The 21,701-nt window shown below is 45.3% G+C and carries 21 protein-coding genes; 3 read left to right on the top strand and 18 right to left on the bottom strand.

Annotated features, from left to right (window positions below):
* Positions 1-5: 5 nt before the first annotated feature.
* On the bottom strand, positions 6-986 hold the full coding sequence (locus AC58QO_RS20960; protein ID WP_477589338.1) for an alpha-ketoacid dehydrogenase subunit beta: 981 nt from the start codon (positions 984-986) through the stop codon (positions 6-8).
* Positions 987-1,046: 60 nt separating this feature from the next.
* Positions 1,047-2,129 (bottom strand): pyruvate dehydrogenase (acetyl-transferring) E1 component subunit alpha, encoded by a 1,083-nt coding sequence (gene pdhA / locus AC58QO_RS20965; RefSeq protein WP_497268899.1) that lies wholly within the window; start codon positions 2,127-2,129, stop codon positions 1,047-1,049.
* A 218-nt stretch (positions 2,130-2,347) separates the two neighbouring features.
* On the opposite strand from pdhA, the gene AC58QO_RS20970 reads away from it, so the two are divergent.
* A complete protein-coding gene (locus AC58QO_RS20970) occupies positions 2,348-3,079 on the top strand; it encodes an alpha/beta hydrolase (RefSeq protein ID WP_497268901.1) in 732 nt (243 codons plus the stop codon).
* Here the strand turns inward: AC58QO_RS20970 and AC58QO_RS20975 are convergent.
* The 11 genes from AC58QO_RS20975 to alaS form a co-directional block, all read right to left on the bottom strand.
* The gene (locus tag AC58QO_RS20975; RefSeq protein ID WP_497268903.1) at positions 3,071-3,892 is read right to left on the bottom strand and encodes a lipoate--protein ligase family protein; all 822 of its coding nucleotides are present in this window, start codon (positions 3,890-3,892) and stop codon (positions 3,071-3,073) included. The genes AC58QO_RS20970 and AC58QO_RS20975 overlap by 9 nt on opposite strands.
* A gap of 73 nt (positions 3,893-3,965) precedes the next feature.
* Positions 3,966-5,786, bottom strand: coding sequence for a peptidoglycan D,D-transpeptidase FtsI family protein (locus tag AC58QO_RS20980; RefSeq protein ID WP_497268905.1), 1,821 nt, complete (start codon positions 5,784-5,786; stop codon positions 3,966-3,968).
* A gap of 143 nt (positions 5,787-5,929) precedes the next feature.
* A complete protein-coding gene (locus AC58QO_RS20985; RefSeq protein WP_497268907.1) occupies positions 5,930-8,104 on the bottom strand; it encodes a methyl-accepting chemotaxis protein in 2,175 nt (724 codons plus the stop codon).
* A 186-nt stretch (positions 8,105-8,290) separates the two neighbouring features.
* Positions 8,291-9,574, bottom strand: coding sequence for a peptidase U32 family protein (locus tag AC58QO_RS20990; RefSeq protein WP_497268909.1), 1,284 nt, complete (start codon positions 9,572-9,574; stop codon positions 8,291-8,293).
* A gap of 25 nt (positions 9,575-9,599) precedes the next feature.
* Positions 9,600-10,526 (bottom strand): peptidase U32 family protein, encoded by a 927-nt coding sequence (locus tag AC58QO_RS20995; RefSeq protein WP_497268910.1) that lies wholly within the window; start codon positions 10,524-10,526, stop codon positions 9,600-9,602.
* A gap of 44 nt (positions 10,527-10,570) precedes the next feature.
* On the bottom strand, positions 10,571-11,668 hold the full coding sequence (gene mltG, locus AC58QO_RS21000; RefSeq protein ID WP_497269186.1) for an endolytic transglycosylase MltG: 1,098 nt from the start codon (positions 11,666-11,668) through the stop codon (positions 10,571-10,573).
* Between the two features lie 126 nt (positions 11,669-11,794).
* Positions 11,795-12,094 (bottom strand): DUF1292 domain-containing protein, encoded by a 300-nt coding sequence (locus AC58QO_RS21005; RefSeq protein WP_497268912.1) that lies wholly within the window; start codon positions 12,092-12,094, stop codon positions 11,795-11,797.
* Entirely contained in the window at positions 12,091-12,399 is a 309-nt protein-coding gene (locus tag AC58QO_RS21010; protein WP_056610485.1) for a DUF1292 domain-containing protein, read from the bottom strand. The genes AC58QO_RS21005 and AC58QO_RS21010 overlap by 4 nt, the downstream gene beginning before the upstream one ends.
* Positions 12,400-12,405: 6 nt before the next feature.
* Positions 12,406-12,822: a Holliday junction resolvase RuvX gene (gene ruvX / locus AC58QO_RS21015; protein ID WP_068665576.1), complete on the bottom strand. Its 417-nt coding sequence runs from the start codon at positions 12,820-12,822 to the stop codon at positions 12,406-12,408.
* A 17-nt stretch (positions 12,823-12,839) separates the two neighbouring features.
* Positions 12,840-13,100, bottom strand: a complete 261-nt coding sequence (locus tag AC58QO_RS21020; RefSeq protein WP_028555746.1) for an IreB family regulatory phosphoprotein — start codon at positions 13,098-13,100, stop codon at positions 12,840-12,842.
* A gap of 111 nt (positions 13,101-13,211) precedes the next feature.
* Positions 13,212-15,839 (bottom strand): alanine--tRNA ligase, encoded by a 2,628-nt coding sequence (gene alaS, locus AC58QO_RS21025; RefSeq protein WP_497268914.1) that lies wholly within the window; start codon positions 15,837-15,839, stop codon positions 13,212-13,214.
* Between the two features lie 412 nt (positions 15,840-16,251).
* Between alaS and AC58QO_RS21030 the strand changes: the two genes are divergently transcribed.
* Positions 16,252-16,491, top strand: a complete 240-nt coding sequence (locus AC58QO_RS21030) for a DUF3951 domain-containing protein (RefSeq protein WP_497268916.1) — start codon at positions 16,252-16,254, stop codon at positions 16,489-16,491.
* A gap of 233 nt (positions 16,492-16,724) precedes the next feature.
* Here AC58QO_RS21030 and AC58QO_RS21035 read toward each other — a convergent pair whose 3' ends face one another.
* The 5 genes from AC58QO_RS21035 to cymR all read right to left on the bottom strand — a co-directional run bounded on the left by AC58QO_RS21035 (position 16,725) and on the right by cymR (position 20,286).
* Positions 16,725-17,795 (bottom strand): AI-2E family transporter, encoded by a 1,071-nt coding sequence (locus AC58QO_RS21035; protein ID WP_497268918.1) that lies wholly within the window; start codon positions 17,793-17,795, stop codon positions 16,725-16,727.
* Between the two features lie 153 nt (positions 17,796-17,948).
* Complete coding sequence (locus AC58QO_RS21040; protein WP_028555750.1) at positions 17,949-18,152, bottom strand: YrzR-like zinc ribbon domain; 204 nt, start codon at positions 18,150-18,152, stop codon at positions 17,949-17,951.
* A gap of 7 nt (positions 18,153-18,159) precedes the next feature.
* On the bottom strand, positions 18,160-18,681 hold the full coding sequence (locus AC58QO_RS21045; protein WP_497268919.1) for a PRC-barrel domain-containing protein: 522 nt from the start codon (positions 18,679-18,681) through the stop codon (positions 18,160-18,162).
* Between the two features lie 28 nt (positions 18,682-18,709).
* The gene (locus AC58QO_RS21050) at positions 18,710-19,858 is read right to left on the bottom strand and encodes a cysteine desulfurase family protein (protein ID WP_497268920.1); all 1,149 of its coding nucleotides are present in this window, start codon (positions 19,856-19,858) and stop codon (positions 18,710-18,712) included.
* 8 nt (positions 19,859-19,866) lie between these two features.
* Complete coding sequence (gene cymR, locus AC58QO_RS21055) at positions 19,867-20,286, bottom strand: cysteine metabolism transcriptional regulator CymR (protein ID WP_057311968.1); 420 nt, start codon at positions 20,284-20,286, stop codon at positions 19,867-19,869.
* A 321-nt stretch (positions 20,287-20,607) separates the two neighbouring features.
* Here cymR and mnmA point away from each other — a divergent pair, with 321 nt between their 5' ends.
* Positions 20,608-21,696 carry a tRNA 2-thiouridine(34) synthase MnmA gene (gene mnmA, locus AC58QO_RS21060; RefSeq protein WP_497268922.1) on the top strand — a complete coding sequence of 363 codons (1,089 nt, stop codon included), beginning with the start codon at positions 20,608-20,610 and terminating at the stop codon, positions 21,694-21,696.
* The last annotated feature ends 5 nt before the right edge of the window (positions 21,697-21,701 follow it).

The following is a 21,701-nucleotide window of genomic DNA, read 5'->3' on the forward strand; positions in this document are numbered from 1 at the left end:
GTGAATTAAAATTCAAGTACTTTCTTAATTCCAGCAATAACGCTTGCTGGACTTGGCAACCAAGCATCTTCGATTTGTGCAAATGGATAAACGGTATCTGGTGGTGCAATACGCAGAACCGGAGCTTCCAGATGTAGAATCGCTTTTTCGTTAATTTGTGCAATAACCTCTGCAGCTACACCAGATGTTTTTTGCGCTTCTTGAACGATAATTGCACGATTTGTTTTCTTAATGGAAGTAACAATTGTATCGATATCAAGTGGAAGAAGTGTACGAAGGTCGATAACTTCGACTTTCACGCCTTCTGTTTTTTCGATTTCTTCAGCGGCTTTCATGGATGTGTGAACCATTGCGCCGTAAGTAATGATCGTTACGTCTGATCCTTCTTTAACAACATTGGCTTTGCCCAGTTCTACGGTGTATTCGCCTTCTGGTACTTCACCGCGGAATGCACGGTACAAATTCAAATGCTCCATGAAGAATACAGGGTCATTATCGCGAATAGCTGCAATCAGAAGCCCTTTCGCGTCGTAAGGGTTGGAAGGAACAACTACTTTAATTCCTGGTGTTTGAACAAGTAGGCCTTCAAGTGCATCCGTATGAAGCTCAGCTGCTTTAACGCCTCCGCCGAAAGGTGTACGGAATACGATTGGGGAGTTATAACGCCCACCGGAACGGTAACGCATACGAGCTGCTTGCACGCAAATTTGGTCAAGCGCTTCGTAAATGAAACCTACGAATTGGATTTCAGCAATTGGGCGGAAGCCTTGTACACCAAGACCTACAGCAAGTCCACCGATTGCGGACTCAGCTAGAGGCGTATCGAATACACGTTCTTCACCGAACTCTTTTTGCAAACCTTCTGTCGCACGGAACACGCCACCAACATTACCAACGTCTTCGCCGAACAAAATAACATTAGGATCTCTTTCTAATTCTACGCGCATCGCGTCTTTTATCGCTTGAATCATTGTCATTTGTGCCATGACTACTCTGTGCCTCCTAAAGTTAAAACTTGTTTCGTGCCAATGTGGAACAATTACTCTCTATTTATACTCTGCTTTTTGTTCTTCCAAGTGTGCCGGAGTTACTTCGAACATGGAGTCGATCAAACCTGCGACTGTCATTTTCTCTGTTTCTTCTGCTTTTTTGATGTGCTCAGCAACAGTTGCTTTCGCTTCTTCCTTCACTGCAGCTTCTTCTTCTTCGCTCCAAAGGCCCTTCTTCGTCAAGAACAAACGCATACGTGTAAGCGGATCTCTTGGCTCCCAACCGGACTCTTCATCTTTGGTACGGTATTTCGTAGTATCATCTGCCAAGGAATGTGGACGGAAACGGTATGTCAATGCTTCGATCAACGTAGCGCCTTCGCCTCTGCGTCCTCTTTCTGCCGCTTCAGTAACCGCTTGAACAACCGCTAGAACGTCCATGCCGTCTACTTGCACGCCTTTGATACCTGCAGCAACGGATTTATGTGCAACAGAAAGTGCTCCTGTTTGTTTCGAGTAAGGTGTTGTGATCGCATAACCATTGTTTTGTACAAAATAAATGACAGGCAGCTTGAATGCTCCTGCAAAGTTCATACCTTCGTAGAAATCGCCCTCAGAGCTTCCGCCGTCACCTGTGTACGTAATTGCTACACGCGGCTGGTTGCGCTTTTTGAAAGCCATTGCTACGCCTGTTGCGTGAAGAATTTGTGCGCCGATAATAATTTGCGGCATAAGTACGTGAACATCTTGCGGAATTTGTCCGCCATGTTGATGACCACGGGAATACAAAAATGCTTGATATAGTGGAAGACCGTGCCATACCAATTGCGGCATATCGCGGTAACCTGGGCAAATGAAATCGTCTTTATTCAGGGCAAATTCACTGCCAATCATGGATGCTTCTTGACCAGAAACTGGTGCATAGAAACCAAGACGGCCTTGACGACCTAGATTAACTGCTCTTTCATCCCATACGCGTGTAAATACCATTCTTCTCATTAATTCTTTTAATTGTTCATCGCTAAGCTTAGGCATTTTATCGGGATTTACGACTGTGCCGTCTGGAGCAAGAACCTGCAATGGCTCAACCTTTTCTGTGGTCACTTCATAATTTGCTTGGCTGACAAGTGGCTTACTCATACCATTTCACCTCTTATATGATTTTGGTGCCTACTATCTGGACTTCTGTTATAGTATTATTATAATCCTGTTTTGGTGAATTGTACACCAGTAACGACGGGGTATCTCACCTTTTTTACTGTTAGTGAATAGTACAGTTCAACAAAATATATAATACAGTTTAAAGGGAAACAACAACTGCTATAATACACCTACCCCATTTGTGAAGGAGATCCACGATGCTAGACGACTCCCGTTTGTATAAGCGTACTATTGTAAAAGATGAAATAACCTCGAGCCTGCTCGGAGAAAATCGTCCCCTGCGGATCTATCTCCCCCCTGGCTATAACGAACTGCTTTCCTATCCGGTCATTTACTGTCAAGACGGTGAACAGTTCTTTAATTTCGGTCGAATTGCTACAACCCTTACAAGGTTAATCCTAGATGAGGATTTGGAGCCTGCCATCGTTGTAGGTGTCGACGTGAATATCACGAATCGAACCTCCGAATACGCGCCTGAAGGAGAGCGACACGATACCTACTGTCAATTCTTCGCAGATGAGCTGCTTCCTTATGTAGAAAGCCGTTACCCGGTCCGCACGGAGCGAACGGAACGCATTCTTGCAGGCGATTCGCTTGGAGGCACAGTTTCCTTGCATCTCGCCTTAGATTATCCTAGCCTTTTTTGCCGAGTTATATCCTTGTCAGGCGCATTTTTCGACATCACGCGAGAAAGAATTAAGCAAGAAGACGATTTATCGTGGCTAGAGCTTTATATGCTCATTGGAACAGATGAAACAGACGTGACAACGGAACGCGGCACATTCGACTTCGTCCGAGAAAACAGACTGACACACACTTTTTTGCAAGACAAAAATGCCACGCTTCACTATATAGAGAAACCTGGCAAGCATATATGGGGCTTTTGGCAGGTTGAACTGCCAGCCGCGCTTCATTATTTTTTAGGATGAGATGGCATAGCGATCCTTCATTATAGCGATCATGTCATGTACTTGGGATTCAGTAGGATATCCGGGGATGTCCTCAGCTTGGCTTAGCTGAATCCCTGATCCGCCCAATACCTGCCGCAGCTGTTCCACGAACTGCTCCGCTGTGATCGGCAGGTGCAGGCATTCAGCTAAGCTTGACATGCTTTCCTGCACAACAATGGGATAGTCCATCTTGGTTGCAGATACTGCGGCTCTCTCGTAAAATCCTCTGGCTAATGCAGCCTTCTCCTCGCCGCGGCCTTCTACGATCAGGAAAGCTTGTACAGAAATGGCTAGCTGTTGTCTGCGCTGTGCGATTCCGCAAAATTTACGGCCGCCAATGCTTAGATCGAATTCGCCTGGACAAAAGGAGCCGATGATCTCCCCTTGATCGATTCGATCCGTGATAGAAGCCATCACATGTCTGATCACATCTACCATGAGATCGAAATCCTTGCGATGCTCCATGTCTCCGGCTTCCTTCGGAAGGAGCAAGGACAAATTCACGACGCCCGCATCTAAAGGCACAGCGGCTCCTCCAGAGTTGCGCACGGCTGTCTCATAGCCTTGACTTTGCAGCCATTCATCTGCTTGCGCTGCGTTAGGAAGTCTGCTATCCCTAAGCCCCATGACGAATGCGCGCGGGTGCCGCCAAATATGTATGATTGGAGGTGTTCCATGCCCAATTGCTCGGCACAAAAGCTCCTCTAAGGCAAATGCATATAAAATTGGTTTAGGTTCTGTGTCATTGGAACGATCTAGAATTCGTAAGGATGAAGGCAGTTGGGTCGCCATAGGTAATGTCTCCTGAGTTTAGTATGTATCAACAGCACGGGCAGCCAGTTAGGCCCAACCTCCATGATACCTTTTATTTACTGTTTGACAACCCTTGGTTAGCCAAAATGTCCATAATCCCTTTAAATAAAGGAATCGCTTTATTACTTTCGTTAGGGTCGGTATTTTTAATAACAACAGAAACGGCGTACTGCGGCTTTTCCACCGGGCCATAACCAATGAACCATTGATTCACTTTCTCTTGGTTCCCATTTTGGATTTGTGCTGTTCCTGACTTACCTGCCAGCTTCCACTTGGCGCTTTGCAAACCTTGACCTGTCCCTTCCGTGACAACCTCCCTCATCCAACTAAGGAGTGTCCGACTAGTGGCAGCTGAAATTTTGCCATCCTCCGAGGATAAAGCTTTCACGGGAAATGACTCCATCTCACGCCCGGTTTGATAACGGATTTCCTGAACTACCCTAGGCTCGAAGCCCTTCCCCTCATGAAGCAGGGTCACAATCATATTCGACGCCTGCAAAGGCGTCATTCTGACATCCCTCTGTCCAATGGCCGTTTGCATCAGAACGCCCTCATCATTCTCCGGAGTATGCGCAGCAAATAATTGGCCCGTCTCCTCGGAATCAAATTGTTCAAATACATCCCTCGTATCGGTTTTCCCTGTCCAGCCTACTTCATTTAGCACACCCAGCTTATTCGCATACTTCTCTAATTGGGCGGCTGTTAGACGCAGCATGACATTCGCAAAAACAATATTACACGATTGCGCAAAGCCCTCTTCTAACGTTAATGGCCCGTGCCCGTCTTTCCTCCAGCATGTGAAGCCATACTTCCCAAGCGCACCTTCACAATCAAACGTTTCCGTTGGCGTAACCACCTTCTCATCCAGTGCGGCTGCCGCCACAATCGTTTTGAAAATCGAACCCGGCGCCGTTGCTTTGAGAGCATAATTACTCCAATTGTTACTAGCCAAATCCACCTGCAACGGATTATAGTTGGGTCTGCTGGCCATCGCAATCACATCGCCATGCGCCGCCTCCTGCACCACAGCGGCCCCCTCGCGAATATTCAGTTTATCCATTAAGGCTTCTATTTGCTGCTGCACGCGGCTATCCAAGGTCGTGACTAACTTCACAGGATAGAAGGAGTTATCTGGAGCAATCATTCGAGCATCGAGACCCGCTAGCGGTCTCTTCCCAGCGTCGGTGAAGTAGGAAATCGAGGTTTCACCTATACCGCGAAGCCAAGTATCGAACGACTTCTCCAAGCCGGCTCCGCCTATTTTCGACGTTAACGCAACTCTGCCTTTTTCCAGGTCCGAGCTGTATATTTGCATCACACGATCCGGATTCTGTCCGATAAAACCGACCAGTTGCCGCGCCGTCATCCCCGTCGGATAGCGATCTTCCATTTCGACTACCTTGACATTCGGTACATTTAAGCCATCAATTCCATGAACTTGCTGCTCGCTCAGCGCGATTGCCTTCCCCCCATCTTGTGTCCCCCATACTTGAGGCTCTTTCAAATTTCGTGAGAAGGAAACCCAGCTCTCCTTATTCGTCTGCAAAATACGTGCTAATTGACTCAATTCCTGCTGATTCATCGCAAATTCATTGTTGATCGGAAAGGCGACTAACGCTTTCACAATCTTTCCCGTCAATGGCTGGAGATTGCGATCTAGAATCTCGCCTCTCCCGCTTTCCAAGACAAGTGCGCGTTGACGCTGGATCACAGAATTTTTCACCAGATTGATGCCTCGGGAGGAGTAGCTTTCCGTTGCGGCGATTTGGATCCAGAATAGCTTGCCAAAAATACCTAGAAATAAGAGCAGTATCAAAAACAGCATCAGAAACATGCGCCTTTTCTCATGCGATGATAATTGATTATCATTCATAGTATGAACCCCTTTTTACAATGCCAATATAACCCTCTTTGCTTTCAGTATCGGCATTCTTGCAATCCGTCAAACCGCTGTAGCTGCGCGAAAAAACAAAAAAATCCACCCTCCTACTGGAGAGTGGATGTATGAATGATAGCTTATACTTCGAATTTGGATAATGTATCGGTCAGTGACTTGGACAATAGATCCAGCTTGTCCGATAATTTCACCAAACCATCGCTGATGCTCAGTTGTTCGGAGCTTAGGGAAGCAACTTCCTCGGAAGTAGCCAGTGATTCCTCTGCAACTGCGCTAACATTCGTCATGGCATCAGATAGCACCACTTGTGATTGTTCAAGCGTCGAAATGGAATCACTCACAGTGCTCAACTGAACAATAAAGCCACTCATATGATTCGTCACTTGTTTGAAGATCGTATCTGCTTCTTTAACTGCCGAAATTTGCTCTTGGAAAATTGGCGTTGCCGTCGAAAGCACTTTAACTGTTTCATCGATTTCTCGTTGAATCGTTTCGGTAATTTGACCTACGACGTCAATGGATTGCTTCGATTGATCAGCCAGCTTACGAATCTCATCGGCTACGACCATGAAGCCTTTGCCGGCTGCGCCTGCACGTGCTGCTTCAATCGTTGCATTCAAGGAAAGGATGTTCGTTTGCTTCGTCATGTTATTCAAAACATCTAGAATTTTACGGATCGAACGTGTACTATCTTTCAAACGATCAACTTTATCAACCATGGAACGGATCATTTCTTCCGTCAGGTTTGTTTTGGAGATTAACTCCGACATGTACTTCGTTCCAAGCTCACTGGAGGTTTGAACATCCGCTGCTGCAGTGCCCATCTCGAGGTTGGCTTCAATTACTTGCTTCATTTGAATGCCGATATGGTGAGTTAGCTCGTTCCCCTTCTCCGACTCTGTCGCCAATCCGCCTGCACCATTGGAGATTTCATCTGTTGCAACAGCAATTTCTCTTGCTGCAGTTGCTGTCACTTTGGAGGAATTCGTCAACTCTTGCGCAGTTTCAAATACCGCTTGAGCAGATGTGCTCGTTTGCTGTACAAGTGTCGTAATCTGCTGCATCATCACGTCGAAGCTGGCTCCCAGCTGGCCAATCTCATCTTGCGACTTGTAATTGGCACGAACGGTTAGCTTTCCTTTGGCACCTTGCTGCATCAGGTTGCGCAGGTTAATGAGCGGACTTCCGATCATTCTAGCAACAACAATACCGATGATGATGGCTGCAATAGCCGCAAACAATGCGATTAGCAATGTGTAATTGAAAATCTTCTTCGCGTCTTTGACAAGCGCACTGACTGGAATATCACCAACTAGATTCCATCCAGATACATTCGACTTATAAAAAGCAACCAGGTGATCGTCCTTCGTGATAAAGGAACCGTGTTCTTCTTCAACCTGTTCCTTTGTAAGTTGAACAGAAGCATCTTTCCCAACCAAAGTCATATCTTTTACAGCAATGTTTTTATTCTCAGCATTCGTAATGATGACATTGCTATCGTCACCTAACGACATTCCGCTTAACTCTTTTGTCAAAATGTCTGCACTAAGCTCTAGCACTAGAACGGCTGTTGACGAGTTCGTTAACGTATTACGCATCAGACGGCTAATCGCAAATGTATTTGCGGAGCTGCTTGAGTAACCTTTGGCTTGACTGTCCAACCATGTTACCTTACCCGCATTTTCAACCGTACGTTTAAACCAATCCGTTGTCGCCGAGTTCTCTACTGCCGGAGCGCCGCCAGCCCCTGTAATCACGATTAGCTTACCATCGGGACGATACAGATGAAGCGTTTTAATTGATTTGTTTGAGAAAGTAACTACGTTTAATTTCTCTGTTAATTGACGCGTAACATCAAGTGCTTCATAGGAGGAAGCCTCCAATTTCGGAACCTTATCAAGCAGCTCTTGTAACTCTTTATTTAACATAATTTGTAGGGAAACATCATCAAAGGTCTGATAAAGGAAATCTAATTTCTGACCTGCTTGAGTTACCGTTTGTAAACTGGATTCGGATACCTTGTTCTTAATAACACTTTTGGAGACCGAATACGAAATCAGACCTACCGTAATAACGAAAAACAGAATACTGACAAAAAACATCAGAAACAACTTCATACCCACTGATTTCACTGGATTTTCGAGCTTAATGTTACTAGAACTTTTGAATGCATATGTACCATTTGGTGAGGCTGACCCACCTGCTGTGTCAACATTTCGACCCCTTCGAACTTGACCAGCTGCTTGAACTACTTTGTTTAAAATGGAGCGCATACCTTGAGGTCTTTTTGTCATTTCGTTCACCACCATTAGTTTCTAATTAACCTTTTCTAACTTTCGCGCAAAATGAAAAGGTTTACATACTTTGTCACTGATGAATTTCGACATTCATTTCCAATATCCTCTATAATCCGATCAAAAGAATATAAAAAAATGAAGCTTTCTCCAATATAACCTACACTGGAGAAAGCTTCCATGGTACTATTTGCCTGTTTTCTTGCGCATCATATCCCATTTTTTGACAGGATATTCTGTTTTTAGTTGAATTAGCTGCAACGGATGTCTAGCCGCGGTTAAATCTTGCCCCGCTTCATCATGAATGACGCCAACCGTTTGTTTAAAATGCGTACCCTCCGGACCAAAAAATTCAATCTCTTGACCAGGTTTGAAATGATTTCGTTGCTGAATTAAAGCAACACCTGTCTCTTCGTTGTATCCCATAACCAAGCCCACAAAGTCGAAGCCTACAACCTTATCCTCCGGCTCGAATATGTGATCCTCATGACCCGGCGCTTCATAAAAGAATCCATCGTTCAATGGTCGATTCGCCGCTTTATGAATCTCATCCTGCCAGACAGGATTGAGCTCGAAGCGCTCAGGATCCTCGAAATAAGCATCAATCGCCTGACGATAGGCATTCACGACGGTTGCCACATAATGAATGCTTTTCATTCTACCTTCGATTTTGAAGCTGTCTACACCTGATTCAATCATATCTGCGATGTGATCAATCATGCTTAAATCCTTGGACCCCATGGTAAAGGCATCGTCATCCTCAGCGAACATAGGGAAATCCGTCGCCAGTGGCGCATCAAGAGGCTGATCCTTCGTGAAGAGATCATATTTCCAGCGACACGATTGCGAACAGCCGCCGCGGTTCGAATCGCGATCGGTGAAATGATTCGACAAGACGCATCGTCCGGAATAAGAACTGCACATCGCACCATGGATGAAAGCCTCAATTTCAACATCCACATGCGCTTTGATTTCATCAATTTCCTGCATGCTCACCTCACGTGCCAATACCACACGCTCGATCCCCTGGTCTTTCCAGAACTGAACGGTTTGCCAGTTCATCACGGACTGCTGCGTACTTACATGGACTTCCAGCTCTGGAGCAACACGTCTACATGTTTCCATGATAATGGGATCAGCAGCAATGATTGCTGAGATACCGACCTCCTGCAGCCCTCGCAAATACTCATCCAAACCTTCAATATCTTCGTTATGCGCGTAAATATTCGTTGCCACGAATACCTTGGCACCGTATTGCTTCGCAAATTCGACTCCTTCACGCATTTCTTCTTTGGAGAAATTATCTGCGTTCGAACGCAATCCATATTTCTGTCCACCAATATATACAGCATCTGCGCCATAATGGATCGCAAATTTCAGTTTTTCTAAATTACCTGCTGGAGCTAACAGCTCCGGCTTATCAAGTCTTACTCGCTTACCCCTGGCTCGTGCTTCTACGGCTGTAGTCATCTAGGAGAGCACCTTCTTTCTTCGATCAATATACCTGTTCTTTATAGAAAAATCCGTAACTCAGCTCACGCTCAGGATCCTGCAGTGCGATTATTGCATCCAACCATGCCTGCTGGAATTCATATCCCTCCGGATTAGCCACATAGGCATCAATGGCTGCGCGATAGCTCTTTACAACCGTTTCATTGTATTGTGAGGATTTGAGCAATCCTTCAATTTTCAAGCTGTCAATATGCCCATCAATGAGCTCTGGTAAATTTTCCAGCATACAAAAGTCTTCGGAACTCATGATGTGCGTACCATTGCGATCCTCATAGACGGGATAACGTTGGTCGCGACGCTCGTGCTCAATCAGGAATAGCCCCCGCTCCTTCGAACGATCTTCTTCCACCTTGTTCCCCTGATGCGCCATATAATTTTTGACCAGCTCGCGTTTGGAATGATAAATATTCGTAATCCCATGAACTTGTACTTCTACAGAAATCTCCGACTTCGCTTTAAAATCAAGCACCTGCTCCATGTTCAGCTCTCTCGCTAGTACAACGCGTACTGCACCTTGCTTCCCCCAATAATTCGCAGTTGCATAATTCGTCGAGGTCATCTCAGCATTCCAATGCATCGGCAAAGGCTCAGGCAACTGACGCACCGTCATGACGACAGCTGGATCTCCAAAGATAATCGCATCTACCCCATAAGACTGTAGGGCCGCTAAGTACTCTTTTAAACCCTCAAGTGTTTGATTATCCAAAATATTGTTGACCGCCACATAGACTTTCGCGTTTCGCTCGTGAGCCCAAGTGACCACTTCCCCGATCTCGCTTAGCTTCACTTCGCCAGGCATACGAAGCCCGTAGCGATCTTCCCCGATAATAACTGCGTCCGCACCTGCAAGTATCATTTGTTTCAACTCAGCAATGGAACCACAGCTGATGACTAATTCTGGTTTATTCACGTCATGCTTACCTACCTTCTGTCAACTTAATTCGCTCATTATGCTTAATTCGAGGCCTTCTTACTATTGGCAATATTCTTCTTATGCTCTTCGAAGGTTTCTGCAAACAGATGACCCATCGTGCCATCCTTCTTGGTGACATAGAAGACATATTTCGTTTCATCTGGATAGATCGCCGCTTTAATGGAGGCCAGACTTGGACTGGCAATCGGACCTGGAGGCAATCCAGTATTCAAATACGTGTTATACGGACTTTGAATTTGAAGATCCTTTTCTAATAACCGCTCTTTCGACTTATCAAACAAGTACTGCACCGTCGCATCGATCTGAAGTGGCATGTTCATCTTCAAACGGTTCACAATGACACCTGAAACGAGTGCTCGTTCGCTGTCAACAACAACCTCCCGTTCGATTAACGAGGCTATCGTCAGCATTTGATGAATGCTTAAATTACGTGCTTTCAGCTTGTCCTTCCAGTCCGACGGAAGCGTTGCAAGCTTTTTGTCTAGCTGCTCCAAAGATCGCTCAACGAATTCTTTCTCCGTGGAGCCTTTCTTAAATTCATAGGTTTCAGGGAAGATATACCCTTCTAATCGGTGTCTTAAATTCTTGCTGTCCGGAATCGAGGCTGTTGTCTCCACTTTAAATCCGGATGGATCATCGACAAGCCCCAGAAATGTATCTTTCTTCCAAGTGCTCTGCTCGCTCACTTTGGCAGCAATTTGCTCGATTGTATAGCCCTCAGGAATCGTGATACGAACCATTTCTTCCTTTACGACATCACCCTTGTTGAGCTTATCAATCATCTCTACAAAGGTCATGCCTGGCTTCATCGCGTATTCGCCAGCTTGAAATTTAGAGCCCTGCTTTTTCCATTTTAAATAATAGGTAAAAATAGAAGAATTCTTAATGAGTCCCTTGGTTTTCAATTCCTCTGCGATCTGTATGGAGCTGGAGCCTTGCGGAATGGATATGCGGACCTCCTGATCAGAAGCTTCCACTGGTTGCAGCGCACTTGCGATAAACAAACCTATTCCGCCTGCCGTACCAAGAACAAGTAACACAACGATACTGAAGCTAAGCAATACCCATTTCAACACACTACGTTTAGGCTTATGTGATTCTTCCTGTTCATAATCCATATTCACAACGCTTCGATTCCCCCTAAGAATGTCCATCGTCAAGCCTTTGGCACTAGCTTCCCTTACTAGCATTAACCATATGCACAACAAAACCGAGCGGATAAACTCCGCTCGGTTATCTTCTTCTTACAAGTCGTCCTGCTCAGGAAAAACCATCTCGTCGTATAGCTCCGAAACCGTTTCCCACTCATCGTCATCGTCAATGGTCACTAGTTCGTATTCACCGTCATCATTTGAGATGACACGAAAAAGGGCAACTTCCTCTTCCTTCTTCAGTGCATCAGATTGCATAACGGCATACGTTTGGTTCTCATAGACGAATTCTTTCAGAAGATGATACACCGTCGACTCACTTTGGTCGTCAGACAACAGGATATCATCCCCGTAAGTTTTGCGCAATACATCAGAAGGTGTTGTCAAACTCATGCTTCTTCTTCCTCGTCGAACTCCGCCATTAAGGTGTTGAACGTTTCTTCCACAATGTTCCACTCTTCTTCGTCATCGATCGTGAAGAGCTTCAAATCCTCGCCATCGTCGTCTTCTTCATAACGGAAGGCATAGACTTCATCGGATTCTTCGTCTCCGCCATCTGTCGGCACAACCATCATATATTTCTTATCTGAACCGTCCACTTCGAATTTCATGATAACCTCGAACTCTTCTTCGTTGCCTTCATCGTCCGGGATGTAAATGATTTCTGGTTCTTCTTCACGCAATTCTTCTTTGGACATGTTCATTCACCTCTTCATATTGGCATCCATGTACCCTTGCAGGATTAATTGAGCGGCCATCTTATCAATGACTAGCTTCCGTTTCTTCCGGCTTACATCTGCTTCAAGGAGCGTCCGTGTGGCGGCTACGGTCGTTAATCGCTCATCCCATAGGTGTACTGGTACACTGATCTTTTGTTTTAATTCTTCTGAAAAAGCAATCGCAATCTCGCCGCGTGGCCCAATCGTATTATTCATATTCTTGGGTAACCCGACAACCACTTGTGATACGCCATATTCATTAACAATCTGGATAAGCCGTTCAATGTCTTCTCCCGGCTTATTACGGCGAATCACTTCGAGCCCTTGAGCCGTCCATCCAAGCTCATCGCTTAACGCGACACCGATGGTTTTATCCCCATAATCTAAGCCCATCCATCTCATGCTGGTTCTCTTTTCTTCTATTTGTGTTGACCCAGATAAGCACGAACCAATTCTTCAATCAGTTCATCCCGTTCCCGTTTACGAATGAGGCTTCTCGCATTATTGTGTCGCGGAATGTAGGCAGGATCTCCCGAAAGTAAATAACCAACAATTTGGTTAATCGGATTATACCCTTTTTCCTGAAGAGCATCATACACCGCCAGCAATACATCCTTCGGCGAAGTTTCGATCTCTTCCGCCTTCACATTGAACTTCATCGTTTTGTCCATGGAACTCATCAGGAGCACCCCACTTCCTTGTGACCTTTGTAAAATAATTGAAAAAAACTTGCGTTATACATGTGATATATTCTCTGTGGTTTTAAAAATTCCTGTCCATTAGAAAAATAATTATACAAATTGGGATAGAAGCCCCTCGACACTAGCTAAAGCTGCTTGCAGCTTAGATGCATCCTTACCGCCGGCCTGTGCCATATCCGGACGCCCGCCGCCGCTTCCGCCTACTGCTTGTGCGACTTCTTTAATAATTTTACCCGCATGGAAACCTTTCGCAACAAGATCAGGTGTTACAGCAGCAACTAGGTTCACTTTATCTTCTGCAGCAGCGCCAAGGACGATGACAGCCGAACCTAACTTCCCTTTCATCTCATCAACGATGTTACGAAGAGAATCCATATCAGCAGCATTGACTTGTGCAGCTAGAACAGAAACACCCGCAGCTTGCTTCACTTGATCTGTAAGCGAACCTGCTTCAATACGACCAAGCTTACCGCGAAGTGACTCATTCTCGCGTGCTAGCTCCTTCAATTGCTGCAACGTAGCATCTACACGTTTGGGAACGTCTTGGATGTTCGATTTCAGCAAGCCAGCAGCTTCTTTCAGCAATTGCAATTGCCCATCTAAATATTCGTAAGCACTGCGTCCAGAAACAGCTTCAATCCGACGCACACCGGAGCCAATCCCCGATTCACTTACAATTTTGAATAGGCCGATTTGTCCTGTATTTTGAACGTGACAGCCTCCGCATAGCTCTAAGGAATAATCGCCGACTTGTACAACGCGTACGATATCGCCGTACTTCTCGCCGAATAACGCCATTGCGCCCATTGCTTTCGCATCTGCGATCGCTTTGAGGGAAATATCAACGTTCGTGCTATTCCAAATTTGTTGATTCACACGCTGTTCGACATCCTGCAGCTCTTCACTCGTAATGCTGCCGAAATGGGAGAAGTCAAACCGCAGTCGATCCGGCTCTACAAGAGATCCTGCTTGATTAACATGCGAGCCTAATACTTCTTTAAGCGCTTTGTGCAGCAAGTGAGTTGCCGTATGGTTCTTAATGATATCTGTCCGAGGCGCAGAAGCAACAACAGCTTCTACAGCGTCTCCTTTGCGAAGAACACCTGACTCCACTAGTACCTTGTGTACATGCTGGCCATGCGGCGCTTTCATCACATCAATAACCTGCAGCGTCACTTGATCATTGCGAATCGTACCGTGATCGCTAACTTGACCACCGCTCTCTGCGTAGAAAGGCGTACGATCTAGAACGACTTGACACGTTTCGCCAACACCTACAAGCTCCACAAGTTCATTCTCATGAACAATCGCCTCGATATTAGCAGTAACTACCAATTCATTATATCCAACAAATTCGCTTTTAATCGTCAATTCGGACAGCGGCCCGCCTTGAACCTTCATGCCGCCTTCTTTGTTGCTAGCTGCACGAGCGCGATCACGCTGCTCCTGCATGGAAGCATCAAAGCCTGCACGATCAACGGTTAACCCCTTCTCCGAAGCAAAATCCTCCGTCAAATCAAATGGGAAGCCATACGTGTCATAAAGTTTAAATGCATCCGGTCCGCTAATTTGATTCGTTCCCGCTTGCTGCGTTTTCTGAACCATCTCGGCAAGAATGATCAAACCATCGCTCAATGTCTCATGGAAACGCTCTTCCTCGGTACGAATGACCTTCTCGATGAACTCACGCTTATCAACAACCTCCGGATAATAAACACCCATGATGTCGCCAACCGTAGGCACTAACTTGAATAAGAACGGTTTATCCAAGCCAAGGACTTTCCCATAACGTACTGCCCGACGCAGCAAACGGCGAATGATGTAGCCGCGACCTTCATTGGAAGGAAGTACACCATCCCCTACTGAGAAAGCAACTGTACGGATATGGTCAGCAATGACTTTCAGAGCCACATCATGATCATCGTTAACGTGATAAGCGACACCAGTCAGTTCACACGTTTTCTCAATAATAGGTTTAAAGAGATCAGTATCGAAGTTCGAGTCCACATCTTGTAGAATAGATGCAAAACGCTCTAAGCCTGCGCCTGTATCAATGTTCTTGTTCGGAAGCGGTGTGTAGCTGCCATCGGAGTTGTGGTTGAACTGTGTGAATACCAAGTTCCACACCTCAAGGAAGCGCTCATTCTCGCCGCCAGGCCAGCACTCAGGATCCGACAAGTCGCCATATTTATCGCCGCGATCATAGAAAATTTCTGTACACGGTCCGCATGGGCCTTCACCGATATCCCAGAAGTTATCTTCTTTTAGCTTATAGATACGTTCTTCAGGAATGCCGATTTGTTTATTCCAAATTTCGAAAGCTTCCTCGTCATCTTCGTGAACCGTTACCGAGATCCGATTCGGATCAAAGCCGATCCATTGCGGATCCGTTAGGAACTCCCATGCCCAAGGAATAACTTCTTTTTTGAAATAATCACCAATGGAGAAGTTGCCAAGCATTTCAAAGAATGTATGGTGACGACGCGTTTTACCAACGTTTTCAATATCATTGGTACGGATACATTTCTGAGCATTCGTAATACGCGGATTCTCAGGAATTTCACGACCATCTAGATAAGGCTTCAACGGTGCAATCCCCGCATTAATCCACAATAAAGATGGATCGTTGTGAGGGACTAATGAGGAGCTCGGCTCGACCTTATGCCCTTTACTTGCGAAAAATTGCAACCATTTCGAACGAATTTCACTTGCTTTCATCTCTGTGAGCCTCCATATTTAGAATAAGTTTACAAACAAACAAAAAACGCCCCTGCAGCTAACAGGGACGAATCATCGCGGTACCACCCTGGTTATTGCATTCGTGCTCCCTCTACCAACGGCTTAGAGCGAATCCAATCTCCTTGTGCGGATTATTAACGGGTCCAACCGGTGGAGTTCATCCACGCTCCGAAACGAGCTTTGGGCCATCCTAACACCGAAAGGTTCTTCCAGCCGATCTTCGCAGCAATCACTGCCAAGCGGAACCTTCTCTCTGACGATGGGCTATGGCTTACTAAGTTTCATCAACGCTTTAATTCACATATAGATAAGGCAAATTATAACTTTATGGGGGTTGCCTGTCAATATGAGGGCATTATACTGTAGAATAAAGCCTATGGAGGTGCTTCAAATGGACATACCTACACTTACCTTGCTCGGTCTCATCTTCCCCATCTTCGTCTTAATTATCTATATTATGGCGAAAACACTGATTAAAAAAGAGATACCTGATAGCCGCTATAATCCTTTTGACTATATTACAGGCCAATCCCATGTGGAATTTCAAGAACAAAAAGAGCAAAAAGAAGAGGATGACAGCCAAGGAGACGATAAAAATAAGCATCAGAAAAATTTGAAAACTCATCGTTGACAATGATTCTCAATAGAAGTATACTAGGTTTATTGATAATGATTTTCATTATCGAACTTACAACTTACAGCTTGTTATTTACTCACTTATTCCGTAGTCCATTATGGTTTACGTATGGGCCACAACCTTTCAACAACTCCTCAACCCTCGTGCAAAACCCCTTGGTCCATGATCCCGCAAGTCATGGCTCAAGGGGTTTTGTGCGTCTTCTGCATGTTTACCACACGATCCACCTAAGTTGTTGGTTTATGAACAAAATGGATGAACACATGCTGAACGATGACCTTCATCACAGCAAAGAACGGAACAGCCAAGATTAAACCAACAACCCCTGCCACTTCTCCGCCTACTAGCAAGGCAAAGATGATAAACAATGGATGCATGTGCAGGGTTTTACCAACCACTTGGGGAGAAATCACATTCCCCTCCAGAATCTGCACGGTCAAATTAACGAGTGCGACGAACAGTACCATTTTTAACGAGACGGTTGAAGCCATAATAATGGCAGGCGCGGCACCGAAAAAAGGCCCCATATAAGGGATGATATTGAAAATCGCGACCACGCTAGCTAACAGCAATGGGTACGGCATGCCAATCAGCCAATAGCCTAAATAAGCTAGCACCCCAATAATGAAGCACACGAGGAGCTGTCCACGGATATAGTTGCCAAGCGCCGTATCAATGTCCATAAGCAGGGAGACGGTTTTTTTGCGATGTTTCACAGGCACGATGGCTAGCGCAGTTTTCTCAATAATCTGGAAATCCTTTAAGATGTAGAAGGCGAGGAATGGCACGATAAAAGCAACAAATAGCATATTGATCGTCGTGCCGATCTGATTCATATAATTGGCCACGGCCATGGAAATCTTCGACTCCAGCTTGCCAATGGAATGATTAAAGCCATTTCGCACGCTGTCAGGCAATAATTGATTTTGATTAAAGCCGTCTACCAGGGATTGTGCGCGCATGGCCATTTGCGGCATATGCTCATTTAATTCCGCAGCTTGCTCGATAAACATCGGCGTCATGTTCATGATAATGACCGTCACCGATGTGATAAATACACTATAAATCAACAAAACGGCAATGGTTCTCGGCACTTTCCTTTTATTCAATATCGTGACAACTGGATTTAGGATATACGAAATGATGACAGCAATGAAGAACGGCATAACAATGGCTTTAACGAATGTAAAAACGTGAAATAAAATAGGCTTAATGAGCAGAAGCAAATATAAACCGACTAAGATTAATAGGCCATAAATCAGTCCCTTGAACCATTTATTACTCGAAAAGCTTTCCATGCTGCCTCCACCTCTGTCATTTGAATTCTAACTTGCGCTCATACAGTATGTGTACAACCTGCCCAAATTAACCCTTAATTGTCACCGAAAGACAAAAAAACGCTATTCTCCAAGCGAAATATCGCTCGAAAAATAACGTTTATTAAGTTAACTTTAGTTCACGTGCTCGTGGATATGAGAAACTTCTTCCTCAAAAAACAAATCATCCAGAGAACTTAACGTACCATCTTCTTCTACTTGATAAACGGACATTTTATCTCCGTTTACGCTGAGTTCGATAAAACAACCCCAGCAGTAAAATTGATGAGAACCGATCTTTCCAATATCTTTGGAATTACAGTTTGGACAACGCATCATGCTCACCCTATTCTTCTTTGGATACGAAGAGTTCTTCTACTTCCTGAGCGCAATGTCCAGGCACGATGATTGCATCTTCCCCTATGGTTGCCTTATCCGGCATGGGAAGCCACTTTCGCCCTTCTTTTAAATCAGAAATAAACCCTTCGGACAATTCATAACCTACTATTTGTTTTCCCCAATTCTGGTTTAAATAAACATCTTCTACCACGCCTAATTCGTGCCCTCCCACTGTGATCACCGGGAGTCCCTTTATCTTGTCGCTTCCCTCAAGAAAAGCATGGCACTCATTCTTCTGCCCAAATTCGCAAATGACACTGTCGTTCGGTATGGTTATAGCATCTTCTCCGGCTGCGACGATTCCCTCCCATGATATGTATCGTAAGGACGAGAACCACGTCTTCGCTTCGAGCACGATGCCGCTTATGTTCCACGTTGGGTCAATCAATAAATCCTTTACTTCTCCAACTTGCTTACCCGACTCAACGGTTAACACGGGAAGTCCTATTAATTCATGCGCTCTGCGCAAGCGTAACGCCTCCTAGAACTACCCAGTACTACTTATTACGCAACCGCTCAATAATGGTTGCAATTTTATGGGCAGCCGTTTCGATTTGTTCTTTAGAGTTCCCCATTCCAAAGCTAAATCGTACCGCGGAGAGTGTCACATTTTCTGGAAGTTTCATGGCTTGTAAGACATGAGAAACTTCAAGCGAGCCAGACGTGCATGCGGAGCCGCTTGCTGCAGCTACCTGATTTAAGTCAAGGTTCATCAAAAGCGTTTCTGTAGAGATACCAGGAAAGGAGATGTTCAAGATGTGGGGAACACACCCTGCCTTATGCCCGTTAATGATAAATTGATCACAGCCTATTTGCTGCTCTAAGATGGCAATCATGTGTTCGCGAAGCTCACTTGCCTGTGCATAGTTACTTTCTTGAAGCGGAAGAATGGTTTCTACTGCTTTGGCAAAGCCTGCGATAGCTGCTACATTCTCCGTTCCTGCTCGGCGCTTGCGTTCCTGAGAACCACCGTAAACGTGGGGAAGCAATTTCGTATGTCTCGAAACATATAAAGCTCCGACACCTTTGGGTCCATATATCTTGTGGGCTGACAGACTCATGAGATCGACAGGAAGATCAGCAAGATTCAGAGGCAGCTTACCTAATGCTTGCACCGCATCGACATGAAAAGGAATGCCATGCTGTCTGGCGAGCCGGCCAACTTGCTCAATCGGCTGAATCGTGCCCACTTCATTATTCACATACATCATAGAGATAAGAGCTGTATCGGGACGAATAGCCGCTTCCACATCTTCTATTTGAATAAGTCCATCCGGACCTACTGGCAGGTATGTGACTTCAAATCCAAGGCTCTCCAAGCGTTCACAGGGATGCAGTACAGCATGATGCTCTATCGCAGTCGTCACGATATGCTTCTTCCCTGCTTGAACCCCATCCATGATCCCAAAGATCGCCATATTATTGCTTTCCGTTCCACCGCTTGTGAAAATTAGCTCACCAGGCAGACAGCCTAGGGATTTCGCCATGCCGTCGCGGAAGCGATTAAGCGCGGTTCTAGCGGCACGGCCAAAACTATGCGTGCTAGAAGGATTACCATAATTTGCTGTATAGAAAGGCAACATAGCCTCCCATACATCAGCATGTACGGGCGTTGTTGCAGCATGATCAAGATAAATGGGTTCCATGTGTCACCTTAAATGTAAAACATGTAATTATCGTTTTTGCCTTTATCCTCAAAAGAAATCAAGTTCGCCAAAGTCGTGGAGTCCAGCACTTCCGCAATGCTATCGCGAATGCGAATCCACAAGTCTCGCTTGGCAGGATCATCCTCTTCCGTAAAATCTACGGGGCTGATCGGCCCTTCAAGTACACGAATAACCTCACCTGCAGTTACCTGCTCGGCAGATTTAGAAAGAATATAGCCACCGTAAGCTCCGCGAATACTTTTGACTAAACCCGCATTGCGCAATGGAGCTACCAGTTGTTCAAGATAATGTTCGGAAAGCTGATGTCTCTCAGCAATACTCTTCAGTGAAGTTGGTCCTTCACCCACTCGGTTAGCTAATTCCATCATGATCGTTAGACCATAACGACCTTTTGTGGAAATTTTCAAAATTAACACCTCATTCAACAAGATATGCCATCAAGGAGTCTGTATATATCGCTAAAACTTGAAATGCTTACCAACCTTGCTACCCACGCTTAAACACCAGGGTCGTCCCTATCTAGGTAAACAGCGTTTCCATTTTTCGCAAAAACATTCCAAAACATCCGTATATCGTATCTATGTTATCACAAATCCCTTGTATTGTGGGGGAAAAACAATGACATTCTCATGAAATATTTTAAATTTGAGCAATTGGCATGTATAATAGTAGTGTTGAAAATGAACAGCACTACCAAAGTCATGCAAGATGGAAAAGAGGTTTACGCTATGCAAACAAAAAAACGTGTCATCCTAGGTATGTCTGGAGGTGTCGATTCATCCGTTGCCGCGCTGCTGCTCAAGGAGCAAGGGTATGAAGTTATTGGCATTTTCATGAAAAACTGGGACGATACCGACGAATTCGGTCATTGTACCGCAGAAGAAGACGCAGAGGATGTTAGACGGGTCTGTGACCAACTCGACATTCCTTTCTATACAGTAAATTTCGAGAAGCAGTATTACGACAAAGTTTTTGCTTACTTCTTGGACGAGTATACCAAGGGACGCACACCGAACCCAGATGTTATGTGCAATCGAGAAATCAAATTCGGGGAATTGCTGCAGAAAGTTCTGGATTTAGGCGGCGATTATATTGCAACTGGACATTACGCCCAAGTGAAGGCACAAGACGGCGAGTTCGTGTTGATGCGTGGAAATGATTCGAATAAGGATCAAACGTACTTCCTTAACGTCCTTAATCAAGGGCAACTTGCCAAAGCCATGTTCCCCATCGGTCACCTGCCGAAGTGCAAGGTACGTGAAATCGCTGAAGCGGCTGGTCTAGCAACGGCGAAGAAAAAAGATAGCACGGGGATTTGTTTCATTGGCGAGCGCGACTTCAAAACATTCCTCAGCCAATACCTCCCTGCACGTCCAGGCAACATGGTCGATATCCGCAACGGAGAGATCAAGGGGCGCCATGACGGGTTGATGTATTATACATTAGGCCAAAGACAAGGACTGGGCATCGGCGGGTCTGGTTCAGGAGAGCCATGGTTCGTTGTGGATAAAAACTTGGAGACGAATGAATTGCTCGTCGTTCAAGGTGAACAACATCCTGGGCTTTACTCCAAAGGTTTGACTGCAACTGATGTGAATTGGATTTCTTCCAAGAAACCAGAAGGTCCATACACGTGTACAGCCAAATTCCGCTATCGCCAAGCCGATCAAGGCGTTGTGATTACCTTGCAGCCAGACGGCAGCTGTGAAGTTGTTTTTGATACGCCGCAAAAAGCAGTAACACCAGGCCAATCCGTAGTCTTTTATGATGGGGAGATCTGTCTTGGCGGCGGTGTGATTGATAAGGTGCACAAGTAAGGGTA

Source organism: Paenibacillus sp. J31R30, assembly GCF_059692115.1.

Bases quoted from the DNA above. Each gene is read 5' to 3' on its own strand.
- AC58QO_RS20960 (WP_477589338.1), bottom strand. From the start codon at position 986: ATGGCACAAATGACAATGATTCAAGCGATAAAAGACGCGATGCGCGTA.
- pdhA (WP_497268899.1), bottom strand. From the start codon at position 2,129: ATGAGTAAGCCACTTGTCAGCCAAGCAAATTATGAAGTGACCACAGAA.
- AC58QO_RS20970 (WP_497268901.1), top strand. From the start codon at position 2,348: ATGCTAGACGACTCCCGTTTGTATAAGCGTACTATTGTAAAAGATGAA.
- AC58QO_RS20975 (WP_497268903.1), bottom strand. From the start codon at position 3,892: ATGGCGACCCAACTGCCTTCATCCTTACGAATTCTAGATCGTTCCAAT.
- AC58QO_RS20980 (WP_497268905.1), bottom strand. From the start codon at position 5,786: ATGAATGATAATCAATTATCATCGCATGAGAAAAGGCGCATGTTTCTG.
- AC58QO_RS20985 (WP_497268907.1), bottom strand. From the start codon at position 8,104: ATGACAAAAAGACCTCAAGGTATGCGCTCCATTTTAAACAAAGTAGTT.
- AC58QO_RS20990 (WP_497268909.1), bottom strand. From the start codon at position 9,574: ATGACTACAGCCGTAGAAGCACGAGCCAGGGGTAAGCGAGTAAGACTT.
- mltG (WP_497269186.1), bottom strand. From the start codon at position 11,668: ATGGATTATGAACAGGAAGAATCACATAAGCCTAAACGTAGTGTGTTG.
- AC58QO_RS21005 (WP_497268912.1), bottom strand. From the start codon at position 12,094: ATGAGTTTGACAACACCTTCTGATGTATTGCGCAAAACTTACGGGGAT.
- AC58QO_RS21010 (WP_056610485.1), bottom strand. From the start codon at position 12,399: ATGTCCAAAGAAGAATTGCGTGAAGAAGAACCAGAAATCATTTACATC.
- ruvX (WP_068665576.1), bottom strand. From the start codon at position 12,822: ATGAGATGGATGGGCTTAGATTATGGGGATAAAACCATCGGTGTCGCG.
- AC58QO_RS21020 (WP_028555746.1), bottom strand. From the start codon at position 13,100: ATGAGTTCCATGGACAAAACGATGAAGTTCAATGTGAAGGCGGAAGAG.
- alaS (WP_497268914.1), bottom strand. From the start codon at position 15,839: ATGAAAGCAAGTGAAATTCGTTCGAAATGGTTGCAATTTTTCGCAAGT.
- AC58QO_RS21030 (WP_497268916.1), top strand. From the start codon at position 16,252: ATGGACATACCTACACTTACCTTGCTCGGTCTCATCTTCCCCATCTTC.
- AC58QO_RS21035 (WP_497268918.1), bottom strand. From the start codon at position 17,795: ATGGAAAGCTTTTCGAGTAATAAATGGTTCAAGGGACTGATTTATGGC.
- AC58QO_RS21040 (WP_028555750.1), bottom strand. From the start codon at position 18,152: ATGATGCGTTGTCCAAACTGTAATTCCAAAGATATTGGAAAGATCGGT.
- AC58QO_RS21050 (WP_497268920.1), bottom strand. From the start codon at position 19,858: ATGGAACCCATTTATCTTGATCATGCTGCAACAACGCCCGTACATGCT.
- mnmA (WP_497268922.1), top strand. From the start codon at position 20,608: ATGCAAACAAAAAAACGTGTCATCCTAGGTATGTCTGGAGGTGTCGAT.